14 protein-coding genes and 1 tRNA gene are annotated in these 13,955 nt (G+C 48.7%); 2 read left to right on the top strand and 13 right to left on the bottom strand.

Translation table 11 applies throughout. The annotated features are described in order from the left end of the window. Positions 1-215 precede the first annotated feature (215 nt). Positions 216-290: transfer RNA gene (locus WG8_RS00835), tRNA-Arg, on the top strand. 211 nt (positions 291-501) lie between these two features. Then, on the top strand, positions 502-1,098 hold the full coding sequence (clpP, locus tag WG8_RS00830; RefSeq protein WP_007428153.1) for an ATP-dependent Clp endopeptidase proteolytic subunit ClpP: 597 nt from the start codon (positions 502-504) through the stop codon (positions 1,096-1,098). 79 nt (positions 1,099-1,177) lie between these two features. On the opposite strand, the gene WG8_RS00825 is transcribed toward clpP, so the two are convergent. From WG8_RS00825 to WG8_RS27605, 13 genes are all read right to left on the bottom strand, one after another. Further along, complete coding sequence (locus tag WG8_RS00825; RefSeq protein ID WP_043890664.1) at positions 1,178-2,284, bottom strand: PdaC/SigV domain-containing protein; 1,107 nt, start codon at positions 2,282-2,284, stop codon at positions 1,178-1,180. A gap of 239 nt (positions 2,285-2,523) precedes the next feature. Then, on the bottom strand, positions 2,524-3,282 hold the full coding sequence (locus tag WG8_RS00820; protein ID WP_007428151.1) for an SIMPL domain-containing protein: 759 nt from the start codon (positions 3,280-3,282) through the stop codon (positions 2,524-2,526). Between the two features lie 245 nt (positions 3,283-3,527). Next, entirely contained in the window at positions 3,528-3,797 is a 270-nt protein-coding gene (locus WG8_RS00815; RefSeq protein WP_007428150.1) for an HPr family phosphocarrier protein, read from the bottom strand. 136 nt (positions 3,798-3,933) lie between these two features. Next, positions 3,934-4,878 (bottom strand): DNA-binding protein WhiA, encoded by a 945-nt coding sequence (gene whiA / locus WG8_RS00810; protein ID WP_007428149.1) that lies wholly within the window; start codon positions 4,876-4,878, stop codon positions 3,934-3,936. 5 nt (positions 4,879-4,883) lie between these two features. Beyond that, a complete protein-coding gene (locus tag WG8_RS00805; RefSeq protein ID WP_007428148.1) occupies positions 4,884-5,870 on the bottom strand; it encodes a gluconeogenesis factor YvcK family protein in 987 nt (328 codons plus the stop codon). A gap of 12 nt (positions 5,871-5,882) precedes the next feature. Next, complete coding sequence (rapZ, locus tag WG8_RS00800; protein WP_007428147.1) at positions 5,883-6,782, bottom strand: RNase adapter RapZ; 900 nt, start codon at positions 6,780-6,782, stop codon at positions 5,883-5,885. A gap of 64 nt (positions 6,783-6,846) precedes the next feature. Next, positions 6,847-7,797, bottom strand: coding sequence for an ROK family glucokinase (locus WG8_RS00795; protein WP_007428146.1), 951 nt, complete (start codon positions 7,795-7,797; stop codon positions 6,847-6,849). Between the two features lie 291 nt (positions 7,798-8,088). Next, positions 8,089-9,042 (bottom strand): thioredoxin-disulfide reductase, encoded by a 954-nt coding sequence (gene trxB, locus WG8_RS00790; protein ID WP_007428145.1) that lies wholly within the window; start codon positions 9,040-9,042, stop codon positions 8,089-8,091. 39 nt (positions 9,043-9,081) lie between these two features. After that, positions 9,082-10,860, bottom strand: a complete 1,779-nt coding sequence (locus tag WG8_RS00785; protein WP_007428144.1) for a tetratricopeptide repeat protein — start codon at positions 10,858-10,860, stop codon at positions 9,082-9,084. Positions 10,861-11,105: 245 nt separating this feature from the next. After that, positions 11,106-11,930, bottom strand: coding sequence for a histidinol-phosphatase HisJ (hisJ, locus tag WG8_RS00780; protein WP_007428143.1), 825 nt, complete (start codon positions 11,928-11,930; stop codon positions 11,106-11,108). 36 nt (positions 11,931-11,966) lie between these two features. Next, a complete protein-coding gene (hisIE, locus tag WG8_RS00775; protein WP_007428142.1) occupies positions 11,967-12,710 on the bottom strand; it encodes a bifunctional phosphoribosyl-AMP cyclohydrolase/phosphoribosyl-ATP diphosphatase HisIE in 744 nt (247 codons plus the stop codon). Next, entirely contained in the window at positions 12,707-13,465 is a 759-nt protein-coding gene (hisF, locus tag WG8_RS00770; RefSeq protein WP_007428141.1) for an imidazole glycerol phosphate synthase subunit HisF, read from the bottom strand. Before hisF ends, hisIE begins: the two co-directional genes overlap by 4 nt. 11 nt (positions 13,466-13,476) lie before the next feature. Beyond that, positions 13,477-13,955 (bottom strand): HisA/HisF-related TIM barrel protein (locus tag WG8_RS27605; RefSeq protein WP_007428140.1); only part of this gene is annotated, 479 nt, incomplete at its 5' end.

Raw genomic sequence — 13,955 nt, 5'->3', positions numbered from 1 at the left:
TCTGGTCTTAAAATGTCCCGGGATAACTTTTTAAGTCCCACGTATATCTTACCCAATATTTGCTTCACTTGCAAGTCTATCTGAACCTATATTTCTCAACTTTTTATGTGAATATGCGCACATAATAAAAGCTTGCAATTCACTGCCGTATATCATATAATCATCTTTGTTTCCAATTAGCTGATGAATTAGCTTTTAATTGTACAAATTACTTTGCGCCCGTGGTCCAACGGATATGACGTAGGCCTCCGGAGCCTGAGATCGAGGTTCGATTCCTCGCGGGCGCGCCATTTTAAATGAACACTTTAATGCTTCTATATCATCATTTTAACCAACAAGAGCCCTTTGCGCTCTTTTTTTTGACCATTAGTTTGACTTTCTTTGACTTTTTGTTTGAAATTGTTTATCATGTGGTTATTACGGCAACAGTTTATAAAGTAGGGGCATGTAATCGGCATGTCCACCAAATCCATTAACGATATTTAAGGGAGGTTTTTTGACGTGAGCTATGTTCCTATGGTAGTAGAGCAAAGTAACCGCGGCGAACGCGCCTATGACATTTATTCCAGACTGTTGAAGGATCGCATTATTTTGTTGGGCTCGGACGTCAATGACGTTGTAGCCAACTCTATTATTGCACAAATGCTGTTTTTGGCTGCCGAAGATCCTGAAAAAGATATTCACTTGTATATTAACAGTCCTGGCGGCTCCATTACAGCCGGTATGGCCATTTTCGATACGATGCAATATATTAAGCCTGACGTGTCTACAATTTGTGTAGGTATGGCAGCCTCCATGGGTGCGTTCTTGCTGAACGCTGGTGCCAAAGGCAAACGCTTTGCTTTGCCGAACAGTGAAATTATGATTCACCAACCATTGGGTGGTGCACAAGGTCAGGCAACGGATATCGAAATCCGCGCCCGTCGCATTCTGAAAATGCGTGACAAATTGAACCGCATTCTCGCAGATCGCACAGGTCAACCACTGGAACGCATTGAAAAAGACACAGACCGTGACTATTTCATGTCCGCTGATGATGCCAAGGAATACGGTATTATTGATAAAGTGCTAACTAGCTCCACTACAGCAGGTATTTAAGAGAAGTTAGTACCTCGGAAAAGCTAGAAATAAAAAAGCTGCCCCGGATATTCGTATCCGGTAGGCAGCTTTTTTGGTACTATTCATTTTGTCCTGCAAAAGGCTTGCCGCCTTGAGGCAGCAGTTGAGCAAACGAGTAGGTGAACTCTGGAATTCCATACGCGTACGGTGCATATTCATATAAATCAAACACGATTGTTACTCCACTGTTGGTCACATAAAAATTTTGATCCGCCTTCAGCTCTTTAAATTTATCAAAACCTTCGCCGCCCTGCAGCGCATCGACTTTTTTCTTCAAATCAGCATTGAGGAACTTTTTGTAGTTCGGATTTGCTTTCAATACGTCAGATAATTGCAGCTGTTTACCATCAGCGAGCGAGAACGTATATCCTTTACGTGCCGTCATACCGTGTGCGCCACCTGTATACGAATAATCCTGCATAATCACACTCAAAATACCATCCTTGTTATAGGCAATCGCAAAATCATTCCAGAACTCATACGGTCTTTCTGTTGTAGCCTCTCCCTCAGCCACCATCTTTTTGCCTGCTGCCAATACTCCCTCCGCATGCTTTTTAAGCACACTGTTAATCGCCTGCTGAGCCTCAGGATTCAACTGACTGCCGCTGATTTGCGGGTACTTCACCTTGTAAGACACCTTCGCATTACTCGAAGCGGGAAGCGTTTGCGACGTAACGGTGATCGGATTTAGCTGGCTTTTACTCAACGTTACTGTTTTTTGGGCTGCATTCCACTGAGCATCGATACCCAGATAGTCTTTCAGGAGACTCATAGGAATGTATAACTTCCCGGCAATCTGTTTAGCGTCCATGCTGCGCGCGTTGATTCCGTTCACATTGACATTGGCTTCTGAGGAAGAGGACATGATGTAAAGTTTGTTGTACCCACTGCCTACAGTGTAGGTAGCCTCCTTGGCATCATAGCTCACTGGAATCCCTAAGCTGTCTCGCAGCGCTGCTACTGGAATCAACGTACTTCCGTTTACCTGGACTCCTCTGGTCGACAATGTTTTGCCATTCCATTGAATGGAGACTCCCGGTTGCTGTACTGCAGTTTGTTGTTTGGTCGACGCTGCTTCAGTATAGGAAACGGGAATAACTGCGACTCCTGTCAGAATTCCTGCTGCTAGCAGAGCAGAGCCCCATTTTTTCGCGTGCTTGTTCATCATTAAGTATTCCTCCTATTACATCTCTGTCTCGTCTATGTGTTTTGATTACCTGTCTTATTATATCTATACCTCACTGTATGTAGTTTACAATCTGTATACGCTCTGATTTCAATCTATACATCTAACACCCCCTAGCTATGACAGACTCATTACAAAATGGTTGCGATATGGAAAAAAAGCCAGCAAGCTGACCTGCAGAAAGACAGGCCGCTTGTGGCTTCGTTTAAAGATCTGTATTAGTTCATTTCGTATTGAGCCGACACCTGAACTTTCACCGTCACTTGGCCTGACTGAATCTCTGTTCCACTCCCTAAATCCAGCATCGATTTTGCCATTGCATTCTCACGTTGTGTAAAAATCTGAGCCTCTCCGCCATCTACCGTCACATTCACAAGCGACCCTAATCCGCGTTTAGCTGCCTTAGCTACAGCACTGGCTTTAGATTGAGCGTTGCCAAGCGCCTTGCCAATAGCCTCTTCTTCATACACAGAAGGATTTTCTACTGAAAATTGTACATTATCCACATTGTTCGCCCCGGAATTTGTAGCTTCATCCAGCAGCTGGCCGATTTTGTCCAAATTGCGGTATTTCACGGAAAGTGTATGGTTTGCGATATAGCCCTTGAGCTTTTGCCCTTCTTTTTCGTTATAGATATAGTTAGGCTGCACATAGAATTGGCTAGTCTGAATGTCGTCTGCACTAATGCTCCATTTTTCTTTCAGCAATTGTGTAACCTTGCTTATTTTCGCAGCATTGGCTTTTTGGGCAGCGGCTGCTGTATTTCCCTCTGATTGCACACCGATGGAAAGATAAGCAATATCGGGCTTAACCAGTACTTCTCCGCTTCCATTCACATTGATCACGCTGTTTACCGTCGTGGCTGTGGATGCGGCATAAGCGCGATCTGCCCCTGTCCACAATCCCCCAGCTACTCCCCCTGCCAATAATGCTCCTGCAAGAACTGCTGTGCTTATCGTTTTTGTCCAATGTCTCATCGTACCCAACCTCTTTCATGAAAATGTTTGTACCTTTCAGACGGAAAAGACGAAAAAAGGTTGCAGTCAAGGTTTCACATTTTTAAAACAAGCATGAGATATAAATGATATGTAGCTTAGACCAATTCCATATGTCCTATCCACAAAACTAAAAAAGGGATTCGGCCCTTTTTATGGATATAAAAAAAGCCCCTAAGGGCTTTTCACGAAAAGAGCGTATACCGTACTACAAAATAGACAGCCGCTTACTGATTTTCCAGCTCTACCTTGCTAACCAGACTTACTAAAGCGTTTACAGCCTGTTCGGCGTCCGCGCCTTCAGCACTAATATAAATTTCAGTACCTGTACTGATGGCAAGACTCATAATACCCATGATGCTCTTGGCATTAACCTTCTTGTCTTCTTTTTCCACAAAAATTTCAGATGAATATTTATTCGCTTCCTGTACGAATAACGCAGCAGGTCTGGCGTGCAGTCCTGTTTTCAAGCGTACGACTACCGGATGTTTTGACATGTCAGCTTACCCCCTCATCAAATAAATCTGGACACTACTTACTCCATTTTATTTATCACATTATAACATTAACCCGGGACAGACACTAGAAAAAAAACTAATTAAAGCGGCAAAAAGCCCCAAAGACATTCTTTTTTTACGGAATCAGGCCATTTTCTCCCCTGATTTTGTCCGCCATCTCGTCAATCTTGCGAAGACGGTGATTTACACCGGATTTACTGACGACCCCTTTGAGCATTTCCCCGACCTCTTTCAAGTTCAAATCAGGATGGGCCAGTCGGATTTCTGCCACTTCCCGCAGCTTGTCCGGCAAGGTCTCCAAACCAACTTCCCTCTCCAGCAGCTTGATGTTCTCAATTTGCCGGACCGCAGCGCCGATCGTTTTGTTCAAATTGGCTGTTTCGCAGTTGACAATGCGATTTACGGAGTTGCGCATATCGCGCATAATACGTACATCCTCAAATTTGAACAAGGCTTGATGCGCCCCAATGATGCTTAGCAGCTCAATGATCTTCTCGCCTTCCTTGATGTAGAGAATAAAGCCCTTTTTTCGCTCAATACAGCGGGCATTCAGATGAAACTCATTCGCCAGATCTACCAGTGCCTGACAATGCTCCTCATACATCGAGGAAATTTCAAGATGGTAAGACGATCCCTCCGGGTTGTTCACAGAGCCACCGGCCATAAAGGCCCCTCGCAGATAAGCCCGCTTACAACAGTTTTTCCGAATAATCTCCCGATTAATCCCGTCCGTGAACAAGAAGCCTTCTGACACGATGTACAAATCCTTCAACAGCTCTTGTACACCATTAGGAATACGGACAATGTACACATTATTTTTTTTCAAGCGCATTTTTTTCCGTACAAGCAGTTCAATGTGAAGCTGAAAATGCTTTTTGATCAAGGAGTAAATCCGCCTTGCAATCGCGGCATTTTCTGTGGACACGTCCAATATCACCCTTTTATTCGACAGTTGTACGGATCCGAGCATACGTATAAGCGCAGACAGCTCCGCTTTTTCACAGCAGGGCTGGCTTTCAATCATCGTAAGCTCTTTTTTCGTTTGTGCCGCAAAGGACAAGGGACTCACCTCCTTCTTAATATCCAGTTTTGTACCAATTGGTAAATGTGCTGGCTCAGTTTATCTGCATCATGCCGTAAATACGTGCGGAACAGAACTAACGTATCTGCCACCACTTTATATCCCCGGTCATTCAGTTCGCCCATGTCGACTTGGACTGGCTTGGCACCCTGCTCGGCATACATTTCCTGCACTTGAGGGGGGATTTCTCCGTTATTTACAATGACATAGTCGAAGAGATGGTGACCTACATGGTCGAAAATAGCCTGCAGATGATCTCCCACCGTATAGCCATCAGTTTCACCCGGCTGGGTCATGACATTGCAGACAAAAATTTTGATAGCGTCGGATTTCACGACAGCCTCAGCGAGCTTTGGAACGAGCAGATTGGGTAAAATACTGGTATACAAACTGCCGGGCCCAATCAGAATCGCATCGGCTTCATTAATGGCCTCTACAGCCTCAGGCAACGGCTCCACGTGAGTCGGTTCAAGAAAAACACGCTTGATTCTCTGACCCGCTTCCGGGATTTTGGACTCTCCGGTAATCACCGTGCCATCCTCCATTTCCGCACTCAACACAACGCCCTCTTCGGCTGCCGGTAGTACACGCCCCCGAACAGCAAATACACGGCTAAGCTCACGCACCGCCGTCACAAAATCACCTGATATATCGGTCATCGCCGCCAAGATCAGATTGCCCAAACTATGGCCTGATAATCCCGATCCTGCGCCGAAACGGTATTTTAGCATATCTGACATCACTGGTTCTACGTCAGCCAAGGCAGTCAACACATTGCGAATGTCCCCTGGAGGGGGCATCTGCAGCTCACTACGCAATATCCCGGAGCTTCCGCCATCGTCAGCGACTGTCACAATAGCCGTAATATCCAGCGGCTTTTGCTTCAAGCCCCGCAGCATGACAGACAAGCCGGTTCCCCCGCCCATAACAACAATACGCGGGCGCTCCCGTTGTGATCCGGTCTCTTTCATCATTTCACCTCATTAATGCCGGTCCCGGTCAGCATCCCGATGCGAAACAGAAACGGATTCTGTCTCGCTGGCACCCAGCATTTTTCCTAAATATTCCGATATTGCAACAGAACGATGCTTACCGCCGGTACAGCCAATACCGATAATAACCTGGCTCTTGCCTTCTTTACGGTATTGTGGGATCAAAAAATGTAACATATCCAGCAGCTTGGTCAGGAATGCCTGAGTCTCAGGCCATTTCATAACATAATCATACACATCGCTGTCCTGTCCCGTGTTGGGACGAAGATGGTCCACATAGTGAGGATTAGGCAGGAAGCGCACATCGAATACAAGATCGGCATCAATGGGAATACCATATTTAAAGCCAAAAGAAGTAATGTTCACGGAAAGCATACTGCTCTCCAGATGCGAAAATCTCGAAATGATCCGAGCCTTTAAGGTTGCGGGCTTCATCGTGCTTGTATCAATAACCTCAGAAGCGGAGCTTTTCAGTTCCTCCAGCATTTTACGTTCCAGGCGGATTCCGTCCAAAGGCATACCGTCTGGAGCAAGTGGATGACGTCGACGACTTTCCTTGTATCGTTGTACAAGAACGCCGTCATTGGCATTCAAGAATAGAATTTCACAATGAATCGTAAAGTGATCTTTAATATAATTTAATGATTCCGATAAAGCAGTAAAAAATTCTCGTCCGCGCAAATCAATGACGAGTGCCACTTTACCTATTTTTCCGTTAGACTGCTCGATCAGTTCGGCAAATTTGGGAATCAGCACAGGGGGCAAATTGTCAACGCAGAAGAAGCCCAAGTCTTCCAGGCTCTGCACCGCAATGGTCTTCCCTGCACCTGACATCCCCGTAATAATAATGAGCGTTGCCCACGGCGCAGCATTTTTTAGGTTGTCTGTCATATGGACTTCCCTCTCCTTTTGCTTCTTCGCTCTATGTGAGTACCCGTTATCAGCAACCTGTAGATCAGGAACGCAGCAGCAAGCCCGCAGCTCCTACGATACCCGCGTCATTACCCAGCAGTGCCGGGGCAATGGATACTCCTTGCTGAAGCGGCTCAGGTGCCAGCTTAGCGTATACGCGACGCATTTCTTCAAACAAGAAGTCACCTGCTTTGGACACACCGCCGCCTACAATAAACAACTCCGGATTGAGCACCGCCGCCACGGCTGTCATCGATTTCCCCAAATAAAAAGCAGCCCGGTTTACGATACGTAATGCGACCTCATCACCAGCTTTGGCAGCATCAAATACTTCTTTGGCAGCAATTTGATCCTCCAGTGCCAGAGAGGTCCGATCACCACGCTCTACAGCGTCTTTTGCCATACGAATAATGCCTGTTGCGGAAGATACGGTCTCCAGACAACCCATTTTACCGCATCCACACTGAATGGCCTCCAAATCAGGCACTACGCTCATATGTCCAATTTCCCCGGCCATACCCGAGAAGCCTTGATATATTTTACCATTAATAATAATGCCGCCGCCAACACCTGTTCCCAGGGTATAGCATACGCAGTTTTCTATGCCTTTGCCTGCTCCGGCCCATGCTTCGCCAAGTGCAGCAACATTAGCATCATTGTCTATCTTTACCGGCTTGCCGATCCGTTCCTCCAAAATCGCACGAATCGGTACGTCACGAAAGCCAATATTGGGCGCGAGGACAATAACACCTTCGCGAACATTCGTAAACCCCGCAACACCCGCACCGACACCCTTTAGTTTATCCCACTCATAAGGAGATTGCTCAACAATGTGACGCACATATTTTTCGATATTGCTGATTACAACATCTACGCCCTTATCGGTTTCGGTTGGCCCCTCGTAAGTGTGCAAAAGCTGTCCGTTTTCATTACAAATGCCTACTTTAATCGCTGTACCGCCCAAATCGACACCCACATAGATACTTTCAGACATGTTTCAAGCCACCTTTATGTTTACTTAAAAACTTTGTATGAAACATATAAATAAAATCATGACTTCGTAATCGTGATCCTACGTTCCAACTATAATTGAAGCCCCCGTTACGGTCAAGGACACTTGCCTATTGAAAGATGTACGATTAGCGGAACTTTTGACCTCAATGATCCACAAAAAGGAAAAAGCCTGTGCAAACGCAGCAGGCTTTCTCTTCCTGAACATCGGGGATCGCATATAACAGGACTACCCTTACTCCATCCTAGCCATATTCTGAGCTATAAGCTGTCTTTATTGATCCAGTGTTTTGCTCCAGTCATGAACAGCGCTGCCCTCGAGATACTTCTCGCAGTCCATAGCCGCCATGCAGCCCGTACCCGCAGCCGTAATAGCTTGGCGGTAACGATTATCCTGCACATCTCCACACGCAAAAACGCCGGGGATGTTCGTTTCCGTCGTGCCTGGCTTTACTTGAATATAGCCGTGATCATCTGTATGGATTTGACCGTTCAGAAAGCTTGTATTTGGTGTATGCCCGATCGCTACGAACACGCCATCCGCCTCAATCAACTCATCCTGATTGTTTTCATTATTGTGTACCTTCAAGCCCTTCAATCCGGTTTCTCCCGTTACGACTTCCAGAGGAGTCCGGTTTAAGGCCCAGTGTACTTTTTCATTCTCACGTGCGCGGTCTTGCATAATTTTAGACGCCCGCAGCTCATCACGACGATGAACCAGGGTTACACTGGAGGCAAACCGGGTCAAGAAGCCCGCTTCCTCCATCGCCGAATCGCCGCCGCCGATCACAATGATCTTTTTCCCACGGAAAAAGAAGCCGTCACAGGTTGCACACGTGCTGACTCCGCGCCCTACATTGTCCTGCTCACCCGGAATGCCGAGATATTTGGCAGACGCGCCTGTAGCAATAATAACCGACTCCGCCTCAATGATGCCTTTACCCTCTACCTTCACTTTAAAAGGGCGCTTGCTGAGATCGACTTCCTCTACCCAGCCGGAAGTAAATTCAGCGCCAAAGCGTTCAGCCTGCTTGCGCATGTTATCCATCAATTCAGGCCCAAGGATACCTTGCTCAAAACCCGGGAAATTTTCAATTTCGGTCGTCGTGGTAAGCTGCCCGCCGGGCTGCATTCCCTCAATGATCAGCGGATTCATGTTAGCGCGCGCCAAATAAATAGCGGCCGTGTAGCCTGCGGGACCTGTACCAATAATTATGGATTTATACATACGTTTGTTGCCTCCTTTAAGTGATGTTTGGAGCAGGTCTCAGACCTGCTTTTTAAACGTGGAGAGCGGCTGCTTCAGCTTCTGCTTGATACCACACACACTGTCAATCTGGCGTGCATAGCGGCTTACAGTCGATACGGAAATACCGTAGCGGTCGGCTACTTCCTGATAGGTGACTGGATGATGATGCATTTTGGCTGTCAAATATTCCAGCGCCGCTGCCCATCCCTCGGTATGCTGAACCATCGGAACTTCCGGAGCAAGTCGATCCGAATACTCCAGCCAAAGCGATCTTAAATCGTGCTGCATGGCCGGATCTGACGGTTTGCTCATGACGGTCAGCACCTTATCGAGCACTGCTTGCCATTGCGGATCGACCGGAGAAGCAGATACATCCCCTTCGATTGGATGACAATCCCTTTCGGCTTCCAACCGCTCCATCTGTTCTGCTTGCGGAGCCATTTCCTGCACGCCATGCTCCTGATCCGTCAGCTCTTGCAGGACATGCAAGGCACGCTGTTTCAGCTCATCCTCCTGATCCGGATCTTCTACAAAGGACTCCAGTGCCTGGCGCACCTCATCATCACCGATCAGACTCAGCGCCTGAATGACCTGCAACTGAGTTGCCCGGTCTCCGTGGCGCAAAGCCCAGAAGAAGGATGACCGTATAAGCGGGTCCTTCTTCATGCTGTCAGGCACTTGCTCAGCACCGAACTTCTCCCACATGCGGAATTGTTCCTCAAAAGGGAGATGATAATGGTAGCTGAGCATTTGCAGCGGTGTACCCTCCTGCTGGAGCTCCTCCAGCCGGGACAGGAAAAAGCGCGGAACTTCTGAGGAAGCATCCTGCTTTTGCAAATGACTCCACAGCCGCCGGGCTTCCGCATATCTTCCCGTATTGCTGGCAGCTACCGCCGTGTAATGGTACAAGGAAGCGTCAGCACTGTTCTCTCCAGTGCCATGCAGCAACCTGCGGAAATGTCTGTAGGCCTCCTCATGGCGTCCAAGAATCCCCATGGTGGTCGCCAGCTTGAATACCTGCTCCTCCTGAAACGGGATGGTGACCGCCAAGGTTTGAACCAGGCGATCCAATTCGGGGCCGCCTCCCTCATGCTGATAAAAGATTGCCAGATTGCACAAAGCGTGCAAATTCCCCGGCTCATCCTCCAGCACTCGAAGAATAACGGTTTTGGCATTTTGGAACAATCCCATGTAGTAATAGGCCAATGCCAAATTATTACGCGCAGCGAACATATCGGGCTGTTCCTCCGAAATTTGCTTGAGCAATTGAGCTGCCTGCGCGAATTTCCCTTCCTCCAGCAGGACGCGGGCCTGATCATGCTCGACCACTCCCTGCCGGGCCTTAATGCGGTTCAGCTTGGTTGGACGGTCCAGCTCATAATAGAGCAGTTCCATCATTTCCTCGGCTTCATCAAGAAACTGCCCTTCCTCGTCCTCCTCCAGGTACGTGACCAAGGCTTTCTCCGCTTCTTCAAATTGCTCCATATTAGCGTAATTATTCGCCATATAGAAATAACACTCTGTCATCGACGGATCTACGTCGCTCAGAACAGAGGACAGGATCTCATTCGAGCCTGCATAATCCCCCATCTCTGATAATATACCCGCCATATTGCAATGATTCACCGGATTATCCGGTTCATATTCAACGGCTTTACGAAAATATTTCAATGCCTTGTCATAATGATTGCGATCAAGCGAGCGCACAGCTTTCTCAAAAAAGAAAGATGCGTCGAAACGCAAAGCAATAATCTTAGGGCTAAGTTGTTCCGATGCTCGCAGATGTTTCCCTTTCATAAATAACCAAGGCACCTCCTTTAAATGTAACTGGCATGTTCATACCCTCCAGTATACCACAACTTCAAAACGACTTGACAGTCAGTTGTGTCCCATTCCAAAAAACGGATGATGTTTGTTTTTCAATAAACACGTACCGCTAGACACGTGCAAGCGGATGCGCCAATAGCCGAGCGCATTTCCTCTTCAGAAGGCAGCGTTCGGCTAGTTGCTAGATATATATTTAGACCAAATCAACACGAAAATTAAAGTGTCAGCGGCACCATCGCACGCTCGCGATGCTGAAATACTGCAAGCTCGCGATAGCGGACTTCATATAGGAGAGCACGCGCCTTCTCCAAGTGCTCGGACAGCTTCGCCGGATCATGGGCATCCGAGCCTACAGTCAGCGGGATGCCTAGCGATAAAGCCGCCTCCAGCATGCGGCGGCTCGGGAACATTTCCGCACAGGGCTTGGATAGCCCTGATGCATTCAGCTCCATCGCCCGACCGCTGCGGGCAACGGCTGAGAGTGCGGAGCGCTCCAGTTCACGCAGCTCCTCCTCTTCCTCCGGCTTCGGATGATGGCCGAAGCGCTTAATGACATCCAAATGACCCATGATGTCATATAAACCGGTAGCTGCCGCCTTGGAAACCGCATCGTAATACGTGCGGTATACCTCCAGCACATTTTTGCCCTCCCAATGGTGTACCTGACGGAAGTCCGTGACATCCCATTCACCTAGGAAGTGGACGGAGCCAATCACATAATCCCACGGATACGCGGTGATCATATCTTCAATTTCTCGTTCCCAGCCCTCAATGTAGTCGCCTTCCAAGCCGACACGAATGTCAATTTGGTCTTTATAGCGTTCCTTCAGCTCCAGACACTCTTCTACATATCGGGGCAGCTCCTCCATTGGCATCGCCATTTCCGGGTAATAGTCAGCTGGTTTTACATGCAACAGCGGCATGTGATCCGATAAACCGAGCTGATCCAGACCCAGCCGAATCCCCTGCTGCACATACTCCTCCAGGCTTCCTATCGCGTGACCGCACCGGGCATGATGCGTGTGATAGTCAATTTTCATGCGGCCCTCGCCCCTTTCTGCACCATAAGACCCATTTTAATCACGACGAGGACGCTCATGACGACGATTCAGCTCAGCCAGCACATCATCCAGCGGCAGCTTGCGCTCTTGCAGCAGCACCAGCAGATGATAAATTAAATCGCTGACCTCCAGACGCAGCTCCTCATTATCTTTATTTTTGGCGGCAATGATCGTCTCGGAAGCTTCCTCGCCAACCTTTTTCAGGATTTTGTCTACGCCTTTATCAAAAAGATAGGTCGTGTAGGCTCCTTCGGGGCGTGTCTCTTCGCGCTCCTTAATGATCGCTTCCAATTGGGCAAGCACCTCAAAGCGGTTTGCCGCAGCATTGGCCGTTCCACCCGTCTCTACCGCCTCTGCTTGCCCCGCCGCTGCATTGCCAGTGGCAGAAGCTACAGTCGTTCCCGGCGCAGAAATCTCACGGAAAAAGCAGCTCGTCGCTCCTGTATGACAGGCAGGACCGTTCGGAATAACACGCACAAGCAGAGCATCACCGTCACAATCCAGCTGGATGGAGGTGATTTTTTGCGTATTGCCGGAGGTTGCCCCCTTATGCCACAGCTCCTGTCTGGAACGAGACCAAAACCAGGTCTCTCCCAATTCCAGAGACAGCTTCAGCGACTCGCGGCTCATATAAGCCAGGGTCAGCACCTGAAGCGTAGCATCATCCTGTACAATGGCTGAGACAAGTCCCGCTTCATTCCAGCGGATATTATCCAATATCTGCTCCAGAGATAGCTGCTCGTTTAATTCATTGCTCATCGTATCTCCACTCCTCTGCGCTTCAAATCCCGTTTTAGCTCAGGGATTCCTACTTCTTTATAGTGAAAAATCGTTGCCGCCAGTCCAGCATCCGCCTTGCCTGCCGTAAACACGTCATAAAAATGCTCCTGCTTGCCAGCTCCACCGGAAGCAATGACCGGAATCCCCACTGCATCCGACACCGCAGCCGTGAGTGGCAGGTCAAATCCATCCTTGGTTCCGTCCGCATTCATGCTGGTCAGCAGAATTTCTCCAGCCCCCAGCTGTTCGGCTTCCTTGGCCCAGGCCAAAGCGCGGATACCGGATGGCGTGCGACCTCCGTGCGTATATACTTCCCACTCGCCCCACGCCTCATTGTACTTGGCGTCAATTGCAACAACGATGCATTGCGAGCCAAAGCTGCGCGCACCCTCCGCGATTAGCTGAGGGTTACGGACAGCCGCCGTATTCACGCCAATTTTATCGGCCCCGGCACGCAGAATGCGTTTCATATCATCGACATGGGATATGCCGCCGCCGACCGTGAAGGGAATGGAAATTTCTCCGGCCGTCTGGCGAACGACCGCTTCCATGGTGGCACGGCCTTCAACCGACGCGGAAATATCCAGAAATACAATTTCGTCCGCCCCTTCCCGGTCATACAGCGCCGCCAGTTCCACCGGATCGCCTGCATCGCGTAAATTTACAAAATTGACGCCCTTAACGACCCTGCCATCCTTTACATCCAGACAGGGAATAATACGTTTAGCCAGCATGCTTACTCCCCCTATGCCCTTGCTACAGCTTGTACGGCGGCCTGTAAATCAATGCTTCCTGTGTACAATGCCTTACCCACAATGGCACCGCCTACACCTTCTTGTGCATACGCGCTCAGTGTGATCAGATCATCCATCTGACTGACACCTCCGGAAGCAATAACGGTACGTCCGCTGCTTTTCGCAAGTGCTACGATCGCCTCCACATTCGGGCCCTGCATCATTCCATCGCGGGAAATGTCTGTAAAGATGAACATCTCCGCCCCCTTGGCGGCCAGTTCAGCGGCCAGTTCATCCGCGCGTACCTCCGAGGTTTCGAGCCACCCGCGCGTGGCTACATAGCCATTTCGTGCATCCAGACCGATAGCAATCCGATCACCGTAGGCAGCTAATACCGCTTCGGTAAAGGCACGGTCCTCAATCGCCGCCGTGCCCAAAATCACACGGCTCACGCCCAATGACAACAGTCGCTCCACATGCTCGCGTGTTC

This window comes from Paenibacillus sp. Aloe-11 (genome assembly GCF_000245715.1).
Lineage (GTDB): Bacteria > Bacillota > Bacilli > Paenibacillales > Paenibacillaceae > Paenibacillus > Paenibacillus kribbensis.
The sequence above is the reverse complement of the archived record's forward strand: the minus strand, read 5'-3'. Positions and strand labels throughout refer to the sequence as shown.

What these genes read in the sequence shown, in the direction of transcription:
- WG8_RS00785 (WP_007428144.1), bottom strand. Translation starts at nt 10,860, where the DNA reads ATGAAAGGGAAACATCTGCGAGCATCGGAACAACTTAGCCCTAAGATT.
- trxB (WP_007428145.1), bottom strand. Translation starts at nt 9,042, where the DNA reads ATGTATAAATCCATAATTATTGGTACAGGTCCCGCAGGCTACACGGCC.
- hisF (WP_007428141.1), bottom strand. Translation starts at nt 13,465, where the DNA reads ATGCTGGCTAAACGTATTATTCCCTGTCTGGATGTAAAGGATGGCAGG.
- WG8_RS00805 (WP_007428148.1), bottom strand. Translation starts at nt 5,870, where the DNA reads ATGAAAGAGACCGGATCACAACGGGAGCGCCCGCGTATTGTTGTTATG.
- WG8_RS00820 (WP_007428151.1), bottom strand. Translation starts at nt 3,282, where the DNA reads ATGAGACATTGGACAAAAACGATAAGCACAGCAGTTCTTGCAGGAGCA.
- WG8_RS00825 (WP_043890664.1), bottom strand. Translation starts at nt 2,284, where the DNA reads ATGAACAAGCACGCGAAAAAATGGGGCTCTGCTCTGCTAGCAGCAGGA.
- hisIE (WP_007428142.1), bottom strand. Translation starts at nt 12,710, where the DNA reads ATGAGCAATGAATTAAACGAGCAGCTATCTCTGGAGCAGATATTGGAT.
- WG8_RS00795 (WP_007428146.1), bottom strand. Translation starts at nt 7,797, where the DNA reads ATGTCTGAAAGTATCTATGTGGGTGTCGATTTGGGCGGTACAGCGATT.
- hisJ (WP_007428143.1), bottom strand. Translation starts at nt 11,930, where the DNA reads ATGAAAATTGACTATCACACGCATCATGCCCGGTGCGGTCACGCGATA.
- rapZ (WP_007428147.1), bottom strand. Translation starts at nt 6,782, where the DNA reads ATGACAGACAACCTAAAAAATGCTGCGCCGTGGGCAACGCTCATTATT.
- WG8_RS00815 (WP_007428150.1), bottom strand. Translation starts at nt 3,797, where the DNA reads ATGTCAAAACATCCGGTAGTCGTACGCTTGAAAACAGGACTGCACGCC.